This is a genomic window from Vibrio sp. 2130-1, from assembly GCF_033339515.1.
In genome coordinates, this window is sequence record NZ_JAWOUT010000009.1 from 88,268 (window position 1) to 107,979 (window position 19,712).

The 19,712-nt window shown below is 45.2% G+C and carries 16 protein-coding genes and 1 pseudogene; 9 read left to right on the top strand and 8 right to left on the bottom strand.

Annotation, left to right across the window (positions count from 1 at the left end):
* Window positions 1–2 precede the first annotated feature (2 nt).
* Both R7Q09_RS14990 and R7Q09_RS14995 read left to right on the top strand, forming a co-directional pair.
* Window positions 3–2,117 carry a type I secretion system permease/ATPase gene (locus tag R7Q09_RS14990; RefSeq protein ID WP_005374556.1) on the top strand — a complete coding sequence of 705 codons (2,115 nt, stop codon included), beginning with the start codon at window positions 3–5 and terminating at the stop codon, window positions 2,115–2,117.
* Between the two features lie 492 nt (window positions 2,118–2,609).
* Window positions 2,610–3,203, top strand: coding sequence for a mechanosensitive ion channel family protein (locus R7Q09_RS14995; protein WP_213867958.1), 594 nt, complete (start codon window positions 2,610–2,612; stop codon window positions 3,201–3,203).
* Between the two features lie 777 nt (window positions 3,204–3,980).
* Here the strand turns inward: R7Q09_RS14995 and R7Q09_RS15000 are convergent.
* Window positions 3,981–4,409, bottom strand: a complete 429-nt coding sequence (locus R7Q09_RS15000; protein ID WP_025521462.1) for a hypothetical protein — start codon at window positions 4,407–4,409, stop codon at window positions 3,981–3,983.
* Between the two features lie 58 nt (window positions 4,410–4,467).
* Between R7Q09_RS15000 and R7Q09_RS15005 the strand changes: the two are divergent.
* A pseudogene (locus R7Q09_RS15005) lies at window positions 4,468–4,581 on the top strand (mechanosensitive ion channel family protein); the annotation flags it as partial.
* Window positions 4,582–4,820: 239 nt separating this feature from the next.
* Here R7Q09_RS15005 and R7Q09_RS15010 read toward each other — a convergent pair.
* Window positions 4,821–5,159, bottom strand: a complete 339-nt coding sequence (locus tag R7Q09_RS15010; protein ID WP_025500824.1) for a hypothetical protein — start codon at window positions 5,157–5,159, stop codon at window positions 4,821–4,823.
* Between the two features lie 231 nt (window positions 5,160–5,390).
* On the opposite strand from R7Q09_RS15010, the gene R7Q09_RS15015 reads away from it, so the two are divergent.
* Window positions 5,391–5,975 carry a flavodoxin family protein gene (locus R7Q09_RS15015; RefSeq protein WP_213875741.1) on the top strand — a complete coding sequence of 195 codons (585 nt, stop codon included), beginning with the start codon at window positions 5,391–5,393 and terminating at the stop codon, window positions 5,973–5,975.
* A gap of 63 nt (window positions 5,976–6,038) precedes the next feature.
* On the opposite strand, the gene R7Q09_RS15020 is transcribed toward R7Q09_RS15015, so the two are convergent.
* Window positions 6,039–7,664: an ABC transporter substrate-binding protein gene (locus tag R7Q09_RS15020; RefSeq protein WP_262638565.1), complete on the bottom strand. Its 1,626-nt coding sequence runs from the start codon at window positions 7,662–7,664 to the stop codon at window positions 6,039–6,041.
* Window positions 7,665–7,805: 141 nt separating this feature from the next.
* Between R7Q09_RS15020 and mpaA the strand changes: the two genes are divergently transcribed.
* A complete protein-coding gene (gene mpaA, locus R7Q09_RS15025; protein ID WP_213869904.1) occupies window positions 7,806–8,516 on the top strand; it encodes a murein tripeptide amidase MpaA in 711 nt (236 codons plus the stop codon).
* Between the two features lie 19 nt (window positions 8,517–8,535).
* On the opposite strand, the gene R7Q09_RS15030 is transcribed toward mpaA, so the two are convergent.
* A complete protein-coding gene (locus R7Q09_RS15030; protein WP_033907250.1) occupies window positions 8,536–9,387 on the bottom strand; it encodes a MurR/RpiR family transcriptional regulator in 852 nt (283 codons plus the stop codon).
* A gap of 242 nt (window positions 9,388–9,629) precedes the next feature.
* Between R7Q09_RS15030 and murQ the strand changes: the two genes are divergently transcribed.
* The 3 genes from murQ to R7Q09_RS15045 all read left to right on the top strand — a co-directional run bounded on the left by murQ (window position 9,630) and on the right by R7Q09_RS15045 (window position 13,219).
* Window positions 9,630–10,532, top strand: a complete 903-nt coding sequence (gene murQ, locus R7Q09_RS15035; RefSeq protein ID WP_239933060.1) for an N-acetylmuramic acid 6-phosphate etherase — start codon at window positions 9,630–9,632, stop codon at window positions 10,530–10,532.
* Between the two features lie 28 nt (window positions 10,533–10,560).
* Window positions 10,561–12,015 (top strand): PTS N-acetylmuramic acid transporter subunit IIBC, encoded by a 1,455-nt coding sequence (gene murP / locus R7Q09_RS15040; RefSeq protein ID WP_062730872.1) that lies wholly within the window; start codon window positions 10,561–10,563, stop codon window positions 12,013–12,015.
* A 148-nt stretch (window positions 12,016–12,163) separates the two neighbouring features.
* The gene (locus R7Q09_RS15045) at window positions 12,164–13,219 is read left to right on the top strand and encodes a porin (protein WP_318070948.1); all 1,056 of its coding nucleotides are present in this window, start codon (window positions 12,164–12,166) and stop codon (window positions 13,217–13,219) included.
* 52 nt (window positions 13,220–13,271) lie between these two features.
* On the opposite strand, the gene R7Q09_RS15050 is transcribed toward R7Q09_RS15045, so the two are convergent.
* Together R7Q09_RS15050 and R7Q09_RS15055 are read right to left on the bottom strand one after the other, a co-directional pair.
* Entirely contained in the window at window positions 13,272–13,973 is a 702-nt protein-coding gene (locus R7Q09_RS15050) for a peptidase E (RefSeq protein WP_262653137.1), read from the bottom strand.
* Window positions 13,974–14,010: 37 nt separating this feature from the next.
* Complete coding sequence (locus R7Q09_RS15055) at window positions 14,011–14,922, bottom strand: LysR family transcriptional regulator (protein ID WP_053308011.1); 912 nt, start codon at window positions 14,920–14,922, stop codon at window positions 14,011–14,013.
* Between the two features lie 88 nt (window positions 14,923–15,010).
* On the opposite strand from R7Q09_RS15055, the gene catC reads away from it, so the two are divergent.
* Window positions 15,011–15,670, top strand: a complete 660-nt coding sequence (gene catC, locus R7Q09_RS15060; RefSeq protein WP_318070949.1) for a type C chloramphenicol O-acetyltransferase — start codon at window positions 15,011–15,013, stop codon at window positions 15,668–15,670.
* 53 nt (window positions 15,671–15,723) lie between these two features.
* Here catC and R7Q09_RS15065 read toward each other — a convergent pair whose 3' ends face one another.
* Both R7Q09_RS15065 and R7Q09_RS15070 read right to left on the bottom strand, forming a co-directional pair.
* A complete protein-coding gene (locus R7Q09_RS15065) occupies window positions 15,724–17,403 on the bottom strand; it encodes a FapA family protein (protein ID WP_318070950.1) in 1,680 nt (559 codons plus the stop codon).
* 251 nt (window positions 17,404–17,654) lie between these two features.
* On the bottom strand, window positions 17,655–19,682 hold the full coding sequence (locus tag R7Q09_RS15070; protein ID WP_262638568.1) for a tRNA(Met) cytidine acetyltransferase TmcA: 2,028 nt from the start codon (window positions 19,680–19,682) through the stop codon (window positions 17,655–17,657).
* Window positions 19,683–19,712: the final 30 nt, after the last annotated feature.

Sequence of the window (19,712 nt, forward strand, 5' to 3'; positions counted from 1 at the left end):
CGATGAAAGACCCTTTACTGAATTCGCTCATCTACGTTAGCCGTTACTATGGGTTAGCTAACTCGCCAGAAGCGCTAGTCAACGGACTACCGCTATCTGACGGTAAACTGACCCCATTTTTGCTACCAAGAGCAGCGGAAAGGGCCGGATTGGTTGCCAAGGAAAACCGCGCAGAGCTGGAGAGCATCTCTAGCCTAATTCTGCCGGCAATCTTAGTTCTTAAAGGCGGTGACTCTTGCGTTCTCAACAGCATCAATATGGAGAAACGCGAGGCCGAAGTCACCACCCTAGAAAGTGGAATGGTGCCGATCTCTATTCCATTAGAAGACCTACTTGAGCAATACACTGGTCGGTACTTTTTAGTTAAAAAGCAATTCCGTTTCGATGAGCGCTCTCCCGAAGTGCTCAAAACCAACGAAGGCCACTGGTTCTGGTCCACCTTGTGGCAGTCAAAACGCATCTACCGTGATGTTTTAATCGCATCACTTCTCATCAACCTCTTTGCGGTTGCCGCTCCGCTATTCACTCGCTTGGTGTACGACAAAGTGGTTCCGAATCTTGCGTTTGAAACCCTATGGGTACTAGCAAGTGGCATCTTTGTCGTGTTCCTGTTCGACTTCATTCTCAAGTCGCTGAGAAATTACTTCATTGATGTGGCGGGCAAGAAGTCTGACATTCTGATTTCATCCAAACTGTTCAGCAAAGTGATGGGGATTAGAATGGAATCAAAGCCGCCTTCGGTCGGTGCCTTCGCTCGCCATTTACAAGAATTCGAATCTATTCGAGAGTTTTTTACTTCAGCGACCGTCAGTGCTCTCATTGATTTGCCTTTTGCCATTTTGTTCTTAGTGATTATATGGCTAATGGCTGGCGATCTTGTGTATGTACCGATGGTGGGCGTGGTCATTTTGATTATTCACTCGCTACTGATACAAGGGCCGCTGCGCCGCTCCATTGAGGAGGGTTCACGCCTAGCATCGCAAAAATATGCCAATTTGATAGAGAGCTTGGCTGGGTTAGAAACCGTAAAAATGCTCAGTGCGCAAAGCCAATTCCAATACCGCTGGGAAGAGGCAGTTGCGCACATGGCGAACTGGAATATAAAAAGCCGCCGAATTACGGATAGCATTCAAAACGCAGCAGGTTTTGTGCAGCAAAGTAGTAACGTAGGGATGATCATCCTAGGCGTTTACTTAATTGCAGAAGGCGACTTAACCATGGGCGGTTTGATTGCCGCAACCATGCTTAGCGGCCGCGCGATTGGTCCTTTGGTTCAGTTATCCTTACTCTCTACGCGCTACAACCAAGCGAAGTCTTCTATGACAATTATCAATCAAGTCATGGAAATGCCGGATGAACAAGAAGAAGGTAAACGTTACATTCACCGCCCAATAGTACAAGGCAAAATTGAACTTGAACGCGTGACCTTCCACTACCCAGATTCACCGGTGGCGTCGATTCGAGATTTGAGCTTGACCATTAACCCAGGCGAAAAAGTAGCGATCATAGGCCGTATCGGTTCGGGTAAAACCACGTTAGAGCGTCTCATCATGGGCTTGTATCAGCCGACGGAAGGTCATGTTCGCATTGATGATACCGACATCGCACAGCTGCATCATGTCGACATTCGCCGTAATATTGGTTGTGTGCCGCAAGATTCGAATCTGTTCTTTGGTTCTATCCGCGACAACATTACGCTAGGTCGCCCATTAACCGATGACCGTGACGTACTAGACGCAGCGAATCGTGCCGGTGTTACTGCGTTTACGCAATCTGACCCAGCGGGGTTAGAACGCCAAGTTGGTGAAGGTGGTGCAATGCTTTCGGGGGGTCAACGTCAAGCAGTCACGATCGCTCGTGCATTTTTGGGTCGTCCTCCTGTTCTACTCATGGATGAACCAACCAGTGCGATGGATAATCGCTCAGAGATGCACATTAAACATCAATTAGCACAGTTGAAACCTAGTGAAACGCTGATTCTGATTACGCACAAAACGTCTATGCTCGACATCGTTGATCGCGTAATTGTGATGGAGAAAGGCAGCATCATCGCAGATGGCCCTAAAGCGCAAGTGCTGAACGATTTGAAACAAGGCAAAGTGCGTGCGGTTAGCTAGCCTGAATTCACATTGATAAAAGCAAAGGCCCCGTTTAACTTGTGTTTAACGGGGCTTATTTTATTGGGAGCCCGAGATAATTAAGTTCTTCAAGCGCGACCCAAACGAGTACAAGGCCAACAATCACGAATAAAATCATAATCGCCTTTTCATCTTCTTCCATTTTTCAACGCCCTAAAAGCTATTTCAATTAATACACCTTAGGTTATCAGGACAAAAGTCATATTCAGCTCGTTTATGAGGAACTAGCGTCATAGAATGTCGGATATGGGATACAGCTCAAAGAATGCTCTTTTCAAAATCACGTCAGCTTTGGTTGAATATAAGTAATAAAGCCAAAGAGTTCGTAATACTCACTAAGTCTTTGATTAACTTATATAGCACTCTGTGGAACCTCAACACAGAGACAAATGGTGTAAAGAAAAATTGTGATTACTTACAGCAAAAAATCAGCTATAAAAGCCGCTTTCTAGATATCGTCGAGATGAAGAAATGAATGATTGGATCCAATTAGAGCAAGTGAGCCAGTATTTCACTACGGGCTCCCTCGGTTACAAATTATTGATGGGCATTTTTGTCCTGATCGCGTATCGCATCCTGAAGAGGATTGTAAATCGAGCCATCCTAAATTTGGCAACAACGAAAGGTGTAAAAAAGGCTCGTTTGAGTTTTATTCAGCGCTGTTTCAATGTCGCGCTGCTATTTTTGACCGCCTCTATTTTTGCCATTATCACCGGTATAGGCTATGGCGATGTGTCATTGTTCCTATCGTCCATTTTCGCCGTATTGGGTGTGGCGTTTATCGCGCAGTGGTCAATTCTGAGCAATATCACCGCCAGCTTTTTGATCTTTTTTGTCTTCCCATACAGAGTGGGCGATCGTATTAAAGTCGTAGACAAAGACGAAGACATCAGTGGCGAGATTCAAGAAATCAGCATGTTTCACGTGTTAATTAAGCACGACAACGGAAACTTGATCACTTACCCAAACAACCAGATTTTGCAAAAAGCAGTGCTAAAGCTGGCGAAAAACAAGCCAGAGCCAAGTAAAGCAAAGTCTCGGATTTATACTCGCAGAAAGAAATAACCCACTAAAAAGCCGATGTATCTACACCGGCTTTTTGTTATCACTTGGTGGTCACAAATAGCCCAAAGTTAATAGCGAAAAACAGTGAAGAGACAAAACGTATAAACTGAAGGTCATCACTGTATTCTTTCATGATAAAAACATGACACATCGCCGAAACCAAAAGCGCTACTTTAACCAAAGGAAACGTCTTCTTTACAAACCTTAAATACATGCAGAAAATAGAGATGGCGCAAGCAAAGAAAAAAATCGTCATAAGTTATTTATCCTTTAGCGATAAGTGATGTCGAATCTAAGACTCCTTCATAATCACGGGTATACATCAGCTATTTTTATTCCGCTTTCACCCTCTGATAAAGGGTCAAAAATATTGGTATGTTAATTACGAAAAAGTAACCGACGACAGCTCCCCTCGCTGCAGGGAACGTTAACCAAACACCGAAACACAGCACCACAGAGACCACGAAAGCCATTATGATTATTACTTTAATTTTGACCAAAATCGAATTAGGGAACAAAGGTAATAAGTAAACTAGTGCAAAAGGAATGAAAGCATAAAGATTGGTATTACCGTCGCTAATTGAAAGCTCGGTGTGCAGCATAACTACCAACATCAATAGTAGAAACAGTGATACGCCCCTCGATAAAACGATCATCTACTCATCCTTTTTAAGATATTCCTTTAACGCTTTAATACTCGACACGCCAGCGCTACATCGTTGAACTCTATCCTTTATGCTACGAGAGCTAGCACCAATACTTCTGTAATACGTTCATTTATATACATGTTAATAGAGGGATATACTTACAAAATCCTGCTTCGGTTATATACTGATCTTGATAGATCATTTCTTTTCCTAAATATATCTGTTGTAACTCAATATTTTTTCCCTGATCATAACTAGCATCATAGGCACCGGAAGCAGTTAGTGTTGTTGTACTTAAAAGTTGTGTTTGTAACCATCTGCACATCTGCGGTGACAGGCTATCTGCATAATATTGTAGATTGCTTTTTTTATCTTTAATTATCGCAACTTTTGTCCCATTTCCCCATCCCCTAGAATCAGCACAAAGCACCTCATCCAAGCTCAAGTTTACAGTCTTAAATGTACTAGTATCAGGTGTTGTACAAAATAGCCAAACTAAAAATAGGGAGAAAAACGTAAAGAGACTACCTATTTTCAAAAGTCTTACTATTCTATTCATTATATTCTCCTATTGTTTTTATTGTACCAACGCCATCAGTCAAATTAGAGATTGAATGCTGATCACTTACCCAAACAACCAGATTTTGCAAAAAGCAGTGCTAAAGCTGGCAAAAAACAAGCCAGAGCCAAGTAAAGCAAAATCTCGGATTTATACTCGCAGAAAGAAATAACCCAAAGTTAATGGCGAAAAACAGTGAAGAGACAAAACGTATAAGCTGAAGGTCACCACTGTATTCTTTCATGATAAAAGCATGACACATCGCCGAAACCAAAAGCGCCACTTCAACCAAAGGAAGCTTCTTATTTACGAACCTTAAATAAATACAAAAAATAGAGATGGTGCAAGCAAAGAAAAAATCGTCACTAGTTCCATCTTCCTTAAAATACAAGGACATAGTTTTAGTTAAGCTTATATTTTTAGCTTCATTATGAGCCACCCACTAATATTTAGCGAGATAAGGGCATAAAAGAGGTAAAAAACAAGACTGACCGAAACAAAAAGTAGTGCATGCACTTTTTCTTCTAAGCTCTCTGGATGAACATTCATATCCACATCAAACACACCCGCTATAAAGTGTGCAAATACCGTGGAAGAGGCTGTAGAAAGGCCTCCTACCATAATGATAATAATCCCTCGCCTTAAGAAACGATGAAATGTACTTTTCCCGCCTTGGATCAGGTCTGAGTTTACATATTTTAATCTATTTTTCCGCCTATTACTCATCACTAGTATCGGTACCTTTATCATTGTTTCCAAGAGAGTTTTCTACATCTTTAAGATCTTCCTTTAACGCTTTTATACACGATATTCATCGTCGTTGCATTCACTGTAGTTATGCCGTCGACTTACCCTATAAGAAAGCTCTTTAGATACCAATTCGTACTTTATCTATCTCAAATCTCTTCTTGACCTCAACTTAGCTTGAGGTTTTAGCCTTAGTCGCACGATTAAAAATCAACAATGAAAAAAGGAACCATTGTGTCCAAAATTGCGATTATTTATTTCTCTAAAACCGACGTTACTGGTCAGCTTGCTCGCGCGATTGCCGCAGGCGTTGAACAACAAGGCATTAAGCAGCAAGATGACTGTGAAATCCTCTCTCACCGAATTGAAGGCAGTGAGATTATTGAGGGACGTTTTGTGAACCCTAAACTAATGGATGAACTTGCTGAGTGTGATGCGATTATCTTTGGCTCACCGACCTATATGGGCGGTGTAGCAGCGCAGTTTAAAGCATTTGCAGATGCAAGCAGTGAATCTTGGTATTACCAAAAATGGGCGAGCAAAATCGCGGCTGGCTTTACCAGTGGTGGGGCAATGAATGGCGACCAATCTTGCACATTACAATATCTACAAACGCTCGCTAACCAACACGGCATGATGTGGGTCGGGTTGGATAAGATCAGCAATTCTGGGGAGCAAAACCTGAATCGTTATGGTGTACAAGGTGGTATTGTTGCACAAGGTGGTGAAGGTGGTCAGTTGCATGCTTCTGATGTTGCAACGGCGGAGTATCTTGGCAAACGAGTCGCTATGCTCGTGAATAAGCTCTCCACTCGCTAAAAATAAAAAGAAGCCCCGTAAGATACATCTTCGGGGCTTCATATTTATCGCTTATTTTGAGCGCTACTTCTTGATGTAGAGGTCTTTCGAGTAGATACGACCTTCTACGTTGTTCTTGGCAAAACCGCCAACCGTAGGACGAACCAAACGTGCTTGCATGTAGTAGTAAATCGGTGCGATTGGCATATCCGCCGCCAACAATTGCTCGGCTTGATCATAGAAACCTTGGCGCGCTTTCTCATTGGTTGCAGCCAATGCACTGTTCATCGCGTTGTCGTACGCTTCATTGCTGTAACGTGCAAAGTTACCCGAGGAACCTGAGCGAAGTAAGCTCAGGAAAGTAGACGCTTCATTGTAATCACCACACCAGGAAGCGCGCATCACATCGAAATTGCCTTGTTTACGCGCCACTAAGTACGACTTCCACTCTTGGTTTTCTAACTCCACGTTTGCACCGAGATTTTTTTGTAGCATCGACGCTATCGCAACCGCGATCGATTTGTTTGCCTCACTGGTGTTGTACAGCAATTTAAAATCGAGCGGCTTGTCTTGGCTGTAACCCGCTTCTTTTAACAACTGACGCGCTTTCTCGTCACGTTGTTGCTGACTCCACTTACTGTATTCAGGCGGCGTCGCATCAAACCCTGCGGTGTACTGATGCGCAAAAGTATAAGCAGGAAGGTTGCCCACTTGCGTGACACCATTCGTAATCACATCGCGCATGATGGAGTACGACACCGCTTGACGCACTCGCACATCATCAAATGGCGGACGAGTGGTATTGAACGCGTAGTAATACGTGCACAGTAATGGCACCACCGTGTAAGCCTGCTTGTAATCTTGTTTAAGCTTCTGCGCCATATGAGTCGGCACATCTGACGTGATATCCAACTCTCCTGCCGCATAACGATTGATCGACGCGTTTTGGTTTTCAAACGGAATGTAAGTCACTCTGTTTAGATGCGTATCTGCGCTGTCCCAGTAACTTGGACTCTTAACCAGTTCAATGCGCTCATTCACGACCCACTTATCCAATGTGAATGCACCGTTGCTAACAAATTGGTCTGGATCGCTCCACGGCTTGTCGCGGTTTTCCACTGTCGCTTGATGCACTGGCATCATGGACGTGTGCCCTGTCATAGCAACAAAGTACGGCACTTGACTGTCCAACTCAAAACGTAGGGTGTATTTATCCACTGCCTTGATACCGAGATCGTCCAAAGGCTTTTTGCCCTCTGCTACATCGGCGATGTTTTTGATCTTGGTGAGTTTGAGATACCAAACATTTGGAGAAGCGGTCTTCGGGTTCACCGCTCGGCGCAGTGAATAAACAAAATCATCCGCTGTCACAGGCTCGCCATTCGACCATTTCGCGTCTTTGCGCAAGTGAAAAGTAAAGGTTTGGTTGTCGTTGGTTTCCCATGATTCTGCCACACCGGGAATAATGTTTCCGTCACGATCTTGAATCACAAGCCCTTCAAATAAGTCACGAATCACATGCATTTCTGGCAGACCTTCGGCTTTCGCTGGGTCAAGCGTCGCCGCCTCTGCGTCATTCGCACGTACTAAATGCTGTTCTGCGGCAAGTTGAATGCCTTTAGGTAAGGTCTCCGCAGCAACTGATGTAGCAAGAAAAGGGGTGAATAAAGAGGAAATCAGCAACGCCGTTGAATGTTTTTTAAAATCCATATCGTTTTTCGTTCTCCTAACGCGTCTTGTGAAGCAAGTGCCACAATTAACATTTCAACCGTTGACGAGTTTAAACGGTTCAGTTTAGCTAGGTGTAATTAGCTTAGATATTGATACTACTTCATCAATCAGGAGATTACGGTGAGTCTAATTCCAAGAACGGAAAGAGCGGCATTTTTAATTCGGCCAACATCATACGGTCAATCCGTGCTTGGTGCGCCATTATTGTATTTTCCGGCTCAAGTCGAAAGTGCTTCGCGAGGTTTGATTTTGGCAGGCACTCACGGGGACGAGACGGCCTCGATTGCAGGTTTGTCCTGCGCGCTAAGAAGCTTGCCTGCAGAAAACTTACGACATGATGTGATTCTGTCAATGAATCCGGACGGCAACCAGCTAGGCACACGCGCAAATGCAAACCAAGTGGATCTCAATCGCGCGTTTCCAACCCAAAATTGGACTGAGCATGGCACCGTGTATCGATGGAGCTCTCACACACCCATTCGAGACGTAAAGGTGAAAACAGGCTCTAAAAACCAGCTAGAGCCAGAAGTTGGCGCATTAATTAACTTGATTGAACTGCGCAGGCCAAAGTTTGTGGTGTCGTTTCATGAACCGCTTGCGTTTGTGGATGATCCCAAACATTCCAACCTCGCCAAATGGCTCGGCGAGCAGTTTCAACTGCCAATCGTTGACGATGTCGACTACGAAACACCCGGCTCATTCGGCACTTGGTGTAGTGAACGTGATTTACCTTGCATCACGTTGGAATTACCCGCGATTTCTGCCGATCTCACCATTGAAAAACATCTCTCTGATTTTATTGCTTTGCTGAGGCACGATCCGGATCTCTAGTCCGCTGTTAAACAAGCGATCATGTGAGGATCTGTTTGATGTCGGTACTAATATCGCTGATCAACTGACGGGCACTGTCGTCTCTTTGCTGAACCAAGATGATAAACAGCAAATCGGTGATCACGTTTTGCGCGGTACGCGAAGCAATGGATGAGCTGCGATGTTCCGTTTCATTGGCAATCGTATCAAACGTAATATCGGCAATACCGCGCAAGCGACTTCTTCCAGGCGCAGATAACGCAATCACCTTCGCGCCCTGCTCTTTTGCCGCTTCTGCCGCGACGAGAATTTCTTTGCGCTCACCCGAAAACGAGATTGCGATCTGAACATCTTCTGGAGAGAGCGTGCGGGCAACAGCAATCTGCACGTGGCTGTCTTGTTCAGAAAGCGCCGTAATACCAAGTTTAAGCAGTTTAAAGCTTAAATCCTTCGCGGTCAGTGCAGAGCCCCCAATCCCGACCACTTGCACTCGACGCGCTTCACTCAACCATTTCACCGCTTGGTGACACGCTTCGTAAGACAGCGTATTGGTGGTTTGAAACATAGCGTCGGTTTTCGCTTTCACCAGTTTCTGTGAAATAACCGCAATGGGGTCGTCAGCCAAAATATCACTGTGCAGCGGTGTCGACTGCATCGCATGCTTACGGCCAATCTCTTCATTCAGAGCTAACTTAAACTCGCTGTAACCTTTAAAGCCGATACGCTGAGTAAATTTCACAATGCTCGATTGACTCACTTTTACTTGCGCCGCAAGTTCTTGGCTGGTGAGCAGCGCCGCCTTTTCTGCGTTTTCAACAATCCAATCGCCAACCAAACGACCACTTTGCGAAAGCTGAGTACGCCTCGCGACTATCTTATTGATAACTGACACAACAAAAACCTCAAAAATTTTAAATAAATTATTCCAAATCAGAAATAATAGGCGTTTGATTTAACCCCCTGATTATTCTAACCAAGACAGTTAATCCCGGACGTAATAGACGTATATTTTCTCTCATTATTCCAAATTTCTCCTGCATAAAGAATAACCTCAAGTGTGATTTTTATCACCAAACCTGAATATTTTATTCCATAAAATCGCCCTCAGATTGAACATTACGAAGAGTGCAAAACATGAAAATTGATTTAAGCAGATTGGTGACAGAAAGCCGTAACCCAGCCAGTGCCGAGATCGATACGCTTTCGACCATCGAGATGCTGCAAGTCATTAATGAAGAGGATCAAAAAGTCCCGCTCGCGTTAAAAGCGGTGCTACCACAAATTGCAGAGACAGTTGACGCAATTACCCAAGCTTTTGCAAATGGTGGCCGTTTAATTTACATGGGAGCTGGTACGTCAGGTCGCTTAGGCATTCTTGATGCAAGCGAGTGTCCTCCTACCTACGGCACGCATCCAGATATGGTGATTGGCTTAATTGCTGGTGGACATCAAGCGATTTTAAAAGCGGTAGAAAACGCAGAAGACAACGCGAAAATGGGCCAAGACGACTTAAAAGCACTTCACCTCTCCAAGAATGACGTGGTTGTAGGCATCGCTGCAAGTGGCCGTACACCTTATGTGCTAGGTGGTTTGGAGTACGCTAAATCCATCGGAGCCACGACCGCATCTATCGCTTGTAATCCAGAATGTGCCATGGCAGAAGCGGCCGACATCGCGATTCTGCCGATAGTTGGCGCAGAGGTTGTCACTGGATCTTCTCGCATGAAAGCCGGCACCGCACAAAAACTGGTGCTAAACATGCTCACGACAGGCGCAATGATTCGTAGCGGTAAGGTATTTGGCAACTTAATGGTGGATGTAGAAGCCACTAACGCCAAGCTCATCCAACGCCAAACCAACATTGTTGTGGAAGCAACCGACGCATCAAAAGAAGAAGCAGAGCGAGCATTAAATGCCTGCGGTCGCCACTGCAAAACCGCCATCTTAATGATTTTGGCCGATTTGGATGCCAAACAAGCCAAATCACGCCTCGCCGCGCACAACGGCTTTATTCGCGCAGCACTAAATAATAACTAAATAATCCGAGTTCTGAAGGATAGACCCTATGGCAAAAATAACTTCAAACACAGTATCGCAGTTGCTGTCCGCAGTGGGTGGCAGTAACAACGTAAGCAAATGTGGTAACTGTATGACGCGTTTGCGTTTATCGCTCGCCAACAATGGCTTGGCTGATCAATCAGTTATCAAGCAAATTCCCGGCGTAATGGGTGTGGTGGAAAGCGATGAGCAGTTTCAGATCATTCTCGGTCCCGGAAAAGCTCAACAAGCGGCTGAGATGATGAATCAATTGATCGACAGCTTAACCTCTGGTGACAGTGAAGAAGCAGATATGCCGCAACAAGATCTTTCTGCCGTCGCGGCCGAGCAGAAAAAACAGATGAAGAGCAAACAAACCAGTGCGGTTCAGCGTTTTTTAAGCAAGTTTGCCACCATCTTTACGCCGTTGATCCCTGGTTTTATTGCCGCTGGTCTGTTGTTAGGTTTTGCGACGTTATTGGAACAAATGTTTGTTCTCGACCAGACACCAAGCCAGTTTATGCTAGATTTGATCGCCTACATGAAAGTCTTTGGTAAGGGTCTGTTTGCTTTCCTAAGTATTCTGATTGGTTACAACGCGCAGCAAGCGTTTGGCGGCTCTGGTGTTAATGGTGCCATTCTCGCCTCTTTGTTTGTGCTGGGTTACAACCCAGAGGCTACATCCGGCATTTACTCTGGCATGAACGAGTTTTTCGGCTTTGCGATTGATCCGCGCGGCAACATTATCGGCGTACTTTTGGCAGCGATCATCGGTGCACAAGTCGAGCGTAAGGTTCGTCAATACATGCCTGATGATCTGGACATGATCTTAACGTCCGTTATCACTCTATTGATCATGGGTGCGGTAACCTTCTTGATCATCATGCCGATCGGCGGCGAGTTATTTAAAGGGATGTCTTGGTTGTTCCTCAACTTAAACGATAACCCATTAGGCGCTGCAATCTTGGCAGGTTTGTTCTTAATTTCTGTGGTATTTGGCATCCACCAGGGTTTTGTTCCAGTGTACTTCGCATTGATGGAAGCACAGGGCTTTAACTCGCTATTCCCTATCCTGGCAATGGCTGGGGGCGGTCAGGTTGGCGCGTCAATGGCGCTGTATTTCAAAGCCAAAAAAGACGCTCTACTGCGCACTCAAGTTAAAGGCGCTATTATTCCGGGTCTTCTAGGCATTGGCGAACCATTGATTTACGGCGTGACATTACCACGCGTAAAACCATTCGTTACCGCTTGTATTGGTGGTGCTGCGGGCGGCTTCTTTATCGGTTTAGTTTCTTACCTTGGCTTACCAGTTGGTCTTAATACGGTGTTTGGCCCGTCCGGTATCGTGGCGATTCCTCTCATGACATCTGAAAATGGCATCTTCCCGGGCATGATGGTGTTTGTTGCCGGACTGCTTATCTCTTACATCGTCGGCTTCCTCGCGACTTACTTCTTTGGCTGCAAAGACGTCGATTTAAGCTAAATCATTCTTCCCCTATAGGAATGGACTAGCTCGCGCCCTTGGCAAACAAGGGCGCACCCTCTCTCTACTTCACGACAATTTTTCTTATTCCGTTACTCGGAAGAGGCTTTGTCGTACCTAAAACAATAGAAATGAAAGGTCGTTAATCATGAAAAAGCACATTTTGGCTCTACTTCTCCCTACATTGATGGCATCAAACGCAATGGCAGCGCAGCTGTATCAAGCGGAAGATGGGTCAGTTTTAAATATTTACTCTCGTCTTGGTTTCAATGTCACCAGTAAAAATGACGAGCACGGCGATGCAAATGGCGAGTTTGATGGCCGTATTGGTTTAAACGGTTCACAAACCATCAACGAGTACGCGTCGATCATCGGCCAAGCGCAATACCAAGTGGGTGCAGCTGAATACGCAAACCAAGTAAACGACAAACCATCTCTGACTGCACGTTATGTATGGGCGGGTATTGATGCGAAAGATTATGGTCGTATTACTGGTGGTCGCGTGGCATCTGGATTGATTATGTTAACCGACATTGGTGATGTGTTCGCCTCTTCCGATGTTTCTATGGCGCGCCAAGCGAATAAAGTCGACAAAACCGCGACGCAAGTTTTCCGTCAAGATGGCACGCTGCAATATCAAAACAGCCTAGGTAATTTCGACTTTTCTGTCGCGTACATTTTAGGAAACAACACTTCTGAGCTCGACTACGGTTACAACGCTGCACTGCGTTATACGCTAGACATGGGGAATTTGGGTACATTGGCGCCAGTGGTGGCGATGCAGAAAAATAAAGGTGATGCACGTGAAAGCAACGACACCGATTACACATTCTGGGGCGCAGGTACGCGTTACTACCTAGGTGATTTGATGTTGGGTGCGTTGTACTCGGAAGATGAACTAGAGGGCTATTACTCACAAACCAGCACCGACAAAGTGATGGAATTGACGGCGGTTTACAGTGTAAATGACAAATGGGCACTGCGTGCTGGTTATCGTTCTTTAGAAAACAGTGATGGTGACGAGCTAGAGCTGAAAGATACAACGCTAGAAGTGCAATACAAACTGACGCCTCGTTCTTCTATCTACACAAACTACGTTGATCGTAACGGCTCGCGTGGCTACAGCAATGGACAAGAAGTCTCGTTTGGCGGTGCGCACGCAGACGAAAGCTACTACCACTTAGGTCTGCGTTACGAGCTGTAAGCACGATACTTAATGTAAGTTAGCTGAATCCATGAGCTTCTTCTGTGTCCGGTCAGTAGTTATTGCCTTTAATGCTGATTTGAAGAAGCTCCCCTCGCAATATGTTTTCTTCGTTACCTGTTTTAACCAACACGCCTGCATCAGGGAGGCTGGTGACAGTAGCTAACAATTTTCCATCAACAAAGTGCAATGCCGCATAATCGTGAATGCCATAACAAGTGATGCTCGGTTGAGAACGAGCAAAGGCTTGGAAAACCTCGAACTTCTCACCTACATGAGAAAAATGCGCCGCAGCCAAACCATCAATAAATCCAAGACAACGCATAACTTGGTATGCTTCGGGATCACTGTCTGTCACCGCAAACTCAAACCAACAAATTGCACCTGCGCTCATGCCACAAATGATGATGCCTTGTTCATAACACTGCTTGAGTATTCTATCGATTCCCCATTCGCGCCAAATGGCCAACATCGAACGCGTATTACCGCCACCTACGTAAATGATGTCTTGTTCAAATAGCGTTTCTTTCCAACCAGCTTCAAACTTAAACAGCGGAAAATGGGTCACGTTTTCACTAAGCTTCGCATCGTAAAAACGTTCAATCACTTCATCGGCATCTCCCGTGGCTGTAGGTATAAAACAAATGTTTGGATTCTCCTTACCAGACAAAGACAAAATGTATTGATCGAGCGGGCTCGGATTCTCTCCCATCATCCAGCCCCCACCGCCAATCGCAATACAGTGTTTTCGCATTCCTTTACTTCCTCAATTGTTGCTAAGTTTGTTGTCGCTATTCGCCGACAGAATATATGTTCCTAAAGTGATCAATGAACGCTCGCGTTCTTCTTGGTAAGTGCTCACGTTTTGGGTAAAGCAGATAAAGCGGCAAAATCGCATCCGTTTGCCATTCTGGCAGCAAACTCACGAGTTTTTCTTTTTGTGCAGGGTCGAGTTTAGCCAGTGCAAATTCATCTAACATGGCTACACCACAGCCAGCCAAAGTAGCATCCAACATGGACTGGACAAGATTAAAACTCAGCGTACTTTCTAACTCAATGCTGCACTGCTGTTGAGTTTGCTTATGCGTAAACGTCCACTTGTCTAACACTAAGTCACGACTTTTATAAAGGATGTGCTCTAAGTCACCAAGATCCTCTGGCGTACTTACATTTGGTTTATCAGCTAAATACGAGCGATGAGCGATCGGTTTACAGTGTAAAGTGCGTAGCTGATGGCCGACGTATCCCTCTGGGGGAGTATCGGTAAAGTAGAATGCGATATCAAACCCAGCCTCAATCAAGTCGAGAGGTGTCTCTGTGAAGATCACTTCGACGCTCACTTGTGGATGTTGCAATCGAAACTCGATCAATGTTTGGCTGAGTAACGCAGCTCCGAAAGAAGCGGACGCCGCTATTCTCAATTTTCCCGATACGATCTCGTTTGCCATGACTTGCTCATTGATCTGCTCAGCGCCTTCGAGCAGTTGCTTTACCTGCTGATAAAACCGCAAACCATCGTAGGTCAAATTAAACTGGCGCGTAGTTCGCTGAATAAGCTGCACCGACAATATGTCTTCAAGCTGTTTAAGTTGCCGACTTACATGCGCATTCGAACAATTCAGTCGCTTTGCTGCACCAGCAATACTCCGTTCCTCACACAAAGCGACGTAAAGTGGTACGTAGCTGAGCCATTTTATTTCCATACAGTAATTCTGAATCTCTAAAATCAAACTACTGGAAATAATAGAAAGCCTCTAAACTCTGTACAACCTAAATTTGAAAGGATGAGTTATGAGTGTTTTCGACACGTGGTTAAAAGGTCAAGTCATTAAAGATCACATCACTAATACCAATATCATCGTTGGCGATTACAGCTATTACTCGGGCTTCTATCATCAAAAAAGCTTCGAAGAGCAAGCGGTACGCTACTTGTTGGGTGACCCCGTCACACTTCAAGAATGGCAAAGTAGAGAACCCGATAGCATCGACAAATTAATCATTGGCAATTTTTGTTCCATCGCTTCTGGAGCCACCTTCATGATGGCAGGAAACCAAGGTCATCGCATTGACTGGATTTCGACCTTCCCCTTCTCTCCTGAAGAATTTGGAGAAGGCGTACAAGACGGTTTCGAGCGTGCCGGAGACACAGTGGTGGGAAATGATGTTTGGATTGGCAGTGAGGCGATGATCATGCCCGGAGTAAACATCGGCGATGGAGCCGTCATCGGAGCACGCGCCGTAGTGACGAAAGACGTGCAACCTTATTCTGTGGTGGTTGGAAACAACCAAGTCGTACGTCAACGATTCAGCGATAAAGAGATTGAAACTCTACTCAATATCCAATGGTGGAACTGGCCAATAGAACACATTAAACAAGCAATGAAAGTAATGTGTAGCAGCCAAGTGGGTGCGCTTGCGGACTACTATCAAGAGCACATTGTCGATTTGTAGATAAGAAAGCCCACACATCTTGTTGCGACGTGTGGCTCAGTGAGTAAGAAAGCTTAAACCGCAGCGACGTCCTCTTCTTCCAAGTTCGCCGAGACTTTAATTTCGTATTGATTGAAACGGAACGAACAACCGCCATGAGTGCGCTTTGTCGTTACTTGTTCGTCGCCAAACTGCACCGTCACGCGAGTGAAGACACGCTCTTTGGCTTCGACAATATTTTCTTCTAACGCGACTTCAAAGTCGTGTTCCGTTTGTTCTAGCTTTTGCTTTATCGCTTCAAGCTGCTCGTTGTTTTGTGTTTTCATCACGTCAATCTGAGCTTGTTCTTCGTCGGTACGTTCGGCTTTAGCACGTTTCTTAAATTCGAGCTCTTTACGAATCACATCCATCGTGCCTTCTTGAGCGCGTTTGTATTGTTCTTTAAGCTCTGCTAATCGTTCCTTAAATGCAGAATAGCGTGCGAACGCTTCTACCTTAGTGGCGGTGTCGCCTTCTACGCCCAATTGTAAGCACACCACTTTGCCACCGACTTTTGCATCTCCGCCGCTGAGCGTGCCGTTCCTACCGTTCGCGTCTAGCACCGTCAGATTGCGCCCACAAACAATATCGTTATTCATGCTGTGCACCGCCAACTCAATATCTTCGCCGGCTTGCAAATCACAATATTGGGCGTAGCTGGCACGAATCGAACCTTTGGCTTTGACGTGACAACTCTTTGGCCGGCCATCACTCACGGTGTGGCCAATGATCCCTTTACCAACTTGAATGTCGTCTTGCGCTTGTACTTCAGCCGATTCAATGAAGCCGCCTACAGTAATAGAGCCCGTCGCTTTAACAATCATTCCGGATTCGATGTTGCCACCGATAATCACATTCCCTTTGAATTTCACGTGGCCTGTATTCACGCCAACGCTATTGAGGCAGAGTGCGTTATCAACTTCGATGGTTTTGTCTTTAATCAGAGGCGTACCGGATACCGATGCAATCAATAGGTTTGGGTCTTGCTTGCTAATCTCAGTGCCTTTGCCCGGCTTCATTGGGCTGTCTTTTCCGGCTTGCGGAGGAATCACTCGCCCTTGAACAGTAAAGCCAGGCGTGCCTTTGGTCGCAGGCGTGCGGCGCATCACCTCATCGCCTACGTCAACCGCGATAGTTTCACCGAGGTTACGTAAATCAATTTTGTCGCTAGCAGATTGGCCGTCTTTGGGTTTGAGGATGCGTTTGGTGATGTCTTTAACAAGAGGAGTAAAAAGAGCGTCTTTGCCTTTGATAGGTTGCTTACCAACCGCTACAGGTTGAGAAAAAGTTTCGCCGGGTTTGAGCTGAGTGCTGACAACCAACACTTTCTTCAAAGCCAGTTTGTTGATGCCTTTCGAAACTCGCGCTTGAGCAAGGGCTTGAACAATCTCGGGGCCACGTAAACCTCGGCCTCCGTACGCGCCGACAACGTTCATGCTGGCGAGCATGTCATTATTCGACAATTCGACCTCAACTTGTGCGTTGCGTTTTTCTGCAATGACGATGCCTTCGTAAGCTTCAGCTTTACGTTCTTTGGCGCAGTTAATGAATCTCACGACTTCCCCCTCTACAACAAACATCTTTTCGGCGTTCATTACGACGAGCTGCTCGTTTAATTCATTTTGATTTAGCTCACCACCGAGATCCACTTCACCCGGAAGACGGGCTATCACCTTGGTCTTATCTTCAGATAACTCAAGACACAGCTTCCACATACCCTTACCACTTTGCTTCCCATCAACACTCTCAGTCTAACCAAATCCGTTTTCTGAACAAACCTCGCATTTCTTATTATAGGGCTCACGTCACTAAAGAAAGTAATCCATCAATAACGGTTAAACAGGATATTAAGAGAAAACTCGATTTAGCCTAAAGCTCAATCAAAATACACGCTGAAACAAAAAGGAGCTGGATTTACAGTGTAAAATCAGCTCCCAGTAATTTCATTTACAGTGTAAATTTCCCTTTATTGTTTACAGTGTAAATCGCTCCAAATGTGCCTTACTTCGCCCCTTAACTGCTGCTCAACTTGCCTTCTTCCAGGTAAACCAAATTGCTGAGCACATTCAGTCCAACTACGGTTAAGAAAAAGCTTACTGATCATCAAGTCGGAAGCGGAGTTCAAACCTAAGTTAAGTAACCACTGCTGAAGCCACACAGACACAGACTCATAACTGTTACCACCATCAGCATAACATTCAATTAGTAATAACTTAGCGGGATGAAGTGGACTCATTCCCAAAGGTTGCGGCAATAGAGCTCGAAAAATAGGGGCTTCTAATTTTGGATAGACGTCAGCCACATTGTTAGACAACATTTCTTCAAATAGCGCCTGAGATTGGTCGACCCAAACCGTCTGTTGGGAATCACAAGGTTTGACCATCAAGACTGAATAACAACCGCTAGCAGCATCGCGCATTGACCCTAAGCGAATTGTACGGAAGTTCGATTGTCGCCAGAAATAGAGCAACTCTTCCGTCGCACCAAAACTCGTGGATAAGTAGGCAATGTGTTTAGCAGCCATTTGCTCAAGTTGCTGCAGAATTTTTTGACCAATACCTTTTCCTTGCAATGCTGGATGAACCGCAATTCTCATGACTCGTAGCGTCGATAGATTCGCGACATTCGGAAATCCTAGGTGGTTTGCAATCGTAATGGGGGCTAAGTGTCCTTTAGGACGACGCTTACCAAGCTGGATTTCTTCAATCAATTCATCGTCAAGGCCCCCCTCTTCGACCGCTAATATCACCCCCACAACCGCATTATCTTGCTTAGCAAAATAGAGCTGAATGTTGTCGTCTTGCAAAAGGTGAATCAAATCATTCGGCGAGGTCTGATAATGAGCATTCACCAAAAGAGCGAAGCACTCACGCAGCAAACTAGGCTGCGATATCAAATAGTTCTTATCGGCTTTAGAAAGGGAAATTGAGTCGACCTGTTTAAGTTGATGGTGCGTTAACTCCGCATCCAACAAAAACGCGTCATAGAGCCATGATTCAAGCGCATCATTCATGCTCCAGCGGATGGGCTGTGTCATGTGCCATGTTTTCATTCCCGAACGCTGTTTCTGAAGCCAATCAACAAATTTAATCGTAAAGCCCCGGCCACAACCTTCATAACCGTGAATAGTCGTAGAAAAAACGAGTCGATGATAATGTTCGGTAATGCTTTTGAGCATAGGAACTGGAATTGCAGCCGCTTCATCGACAAGTAACAAATCACATTCAGGTCGACTCAATAATAGTTCATCTGGAGCAATGAATTGAATGGATCCCTGCCCTGATTCTAATCTGTCCTTCCTAATACGCTGCGCATTAGGAAGTAGCCGCAAAGCATGCAGGTAAACAGGCTCAACGGCTTTTATAGATGGTGCCGTAATTAAGATTCTAAGTGGCTTCTGCTGTAATAAGCTCGCACACGCAATGCCGAGGGCACTTGTTTTTCCGCGCCCACGATCAGCGGTCAAAACTAACGGTCGCTTTCGATGTCCAGTTACCACCTTTTCAATTAGAGAAATGGCATGTTCTTGTTCCGTGTAGTGGCTTTCTTTTTCTGCTTGCTTGATGTCTGGAGCCGTTGGCAATGGTTTGTCTTGCTCAATAACAACGAGCTTCTCCCATTGTTTGTGCATCCATTGCTGAGCAAAATTCGCATTTTGTCGCAGCTCAGTAATGACAATAAGAAAACCGCCGCCAACCAATGAGCCAAGCGCGGCGGTAAAACTATTTGCATCAAAGCCATTTCGAGTATCAAACAATAGAACGTCACACTCTCTGCCTAGCAACATGTGCCCTTGTTTAGACGAAACGCTGGATACGTTTTTCAAACCAAAATCACCAACAGAAAACCAACGTTGATGGCGCTGCGTTTTATGGAACTCTGACATCAACGCATTTTGCCAAGAAGCCTCGCCTTGAATGACAACACCAATCCTTTGGAAAGATTGGTGAGCTTGATGTTGAAGTGATGAAAGGAAATCAGATTGTGTCTGCATTTTGTCTATCCAACGTTGAACTGACGTAAT

Bases quoted from the DNA above. Each gene is read 5' to 3' on its own strand.
- R7Q09_RS14990 (WP_005374556.1), top strand. From the start codon at position 3: ATGAAAGACCCTTTACTGAATTCGCTCATCTACGTTAGCCGTTACTAT.
- R7Q09_RS14995 (WP_213867958.1), top strand. From the start codon at position 2,610: ATGAATGATTGGATCCAATTAGAGCAAGTGAGCCAGTATTTCACTACG.
- R7Q09_RS15000 (WP_025521462.1), bottom strand. From the start codon at position 4,409: ATGAATAGAATAGTAAGACTTTTGAAAATAGGTAGTCTCTTTACGTTT.
- R7Q09_RS15010 (WP_025500824.1), bottom strand. From the start codon at position 5,159: ATGATAAAGGTACCGATACTAGTGATGAGTAATAGGCGGAAAAATAGA.
- R7Q09_RS15020 (WP_262638565.1), bottom strand. From the start codon at position 7,664: ATGGATTTTAAAAAACATTCAACGGCGTTGCTGATTTCCTCTTTATTC.
- murQ (WP_239933060.1), top strand. From the start codon at position 9,630: ATGAAAATTGATTTAAGCAGATTGGTGACAGAAAGCCGTAACCCAGCC.
- murP (WP_062730872.1), top strand. From the start codon at position 10,561: ATGGCAAAAATAACTTCAAACACAGTATCGCAGTTGCTGTCCGCAGTG.
- R7Q09_RS15045 (WP_318070948.1), top strand. From the start codon at position 12,164: ATGAAAAAGCACATTTTGGCTCTACTTCTCCCTACATTGATGGCATCA.
- R7Q09_RS15050 (WP_262653137.1), bottom strand. From the start codon at position 13,973: ATGCGAAAACACTGTATTGCGATTGGCGGTGGGGGCTGGATGATGGGA.
- R7Q09_RS15055 (WP_053308011.1), bottom strand. From the start codon at position 14,922: ATGGAAATAAAATGGCTCAGCTACGTACCACTTTACGTCGCTTTGTGT.
- catC (WP_318070949.1), top strand. From the start codon at position 15,011: ATGAGTGTTTTCGACACGTGGTTAAAAGGTCAAGTCATTAAAGATCAC.
- R7Q09_RS15065 (WP_318070950.1), bottom strand. From the start codon at position 17,403: ATGTGGAAGCTGTGTCTTGAGTTATCTGAAGATAAGACCAAGGTGATA.
- R7Q09_RS15070 (WP_262638568.1), bottom strand. From the start codon at position 19,682: ATGCAGACACAATCTGATTTCCTTTCATCACTTCAACATCAAGCTCAC.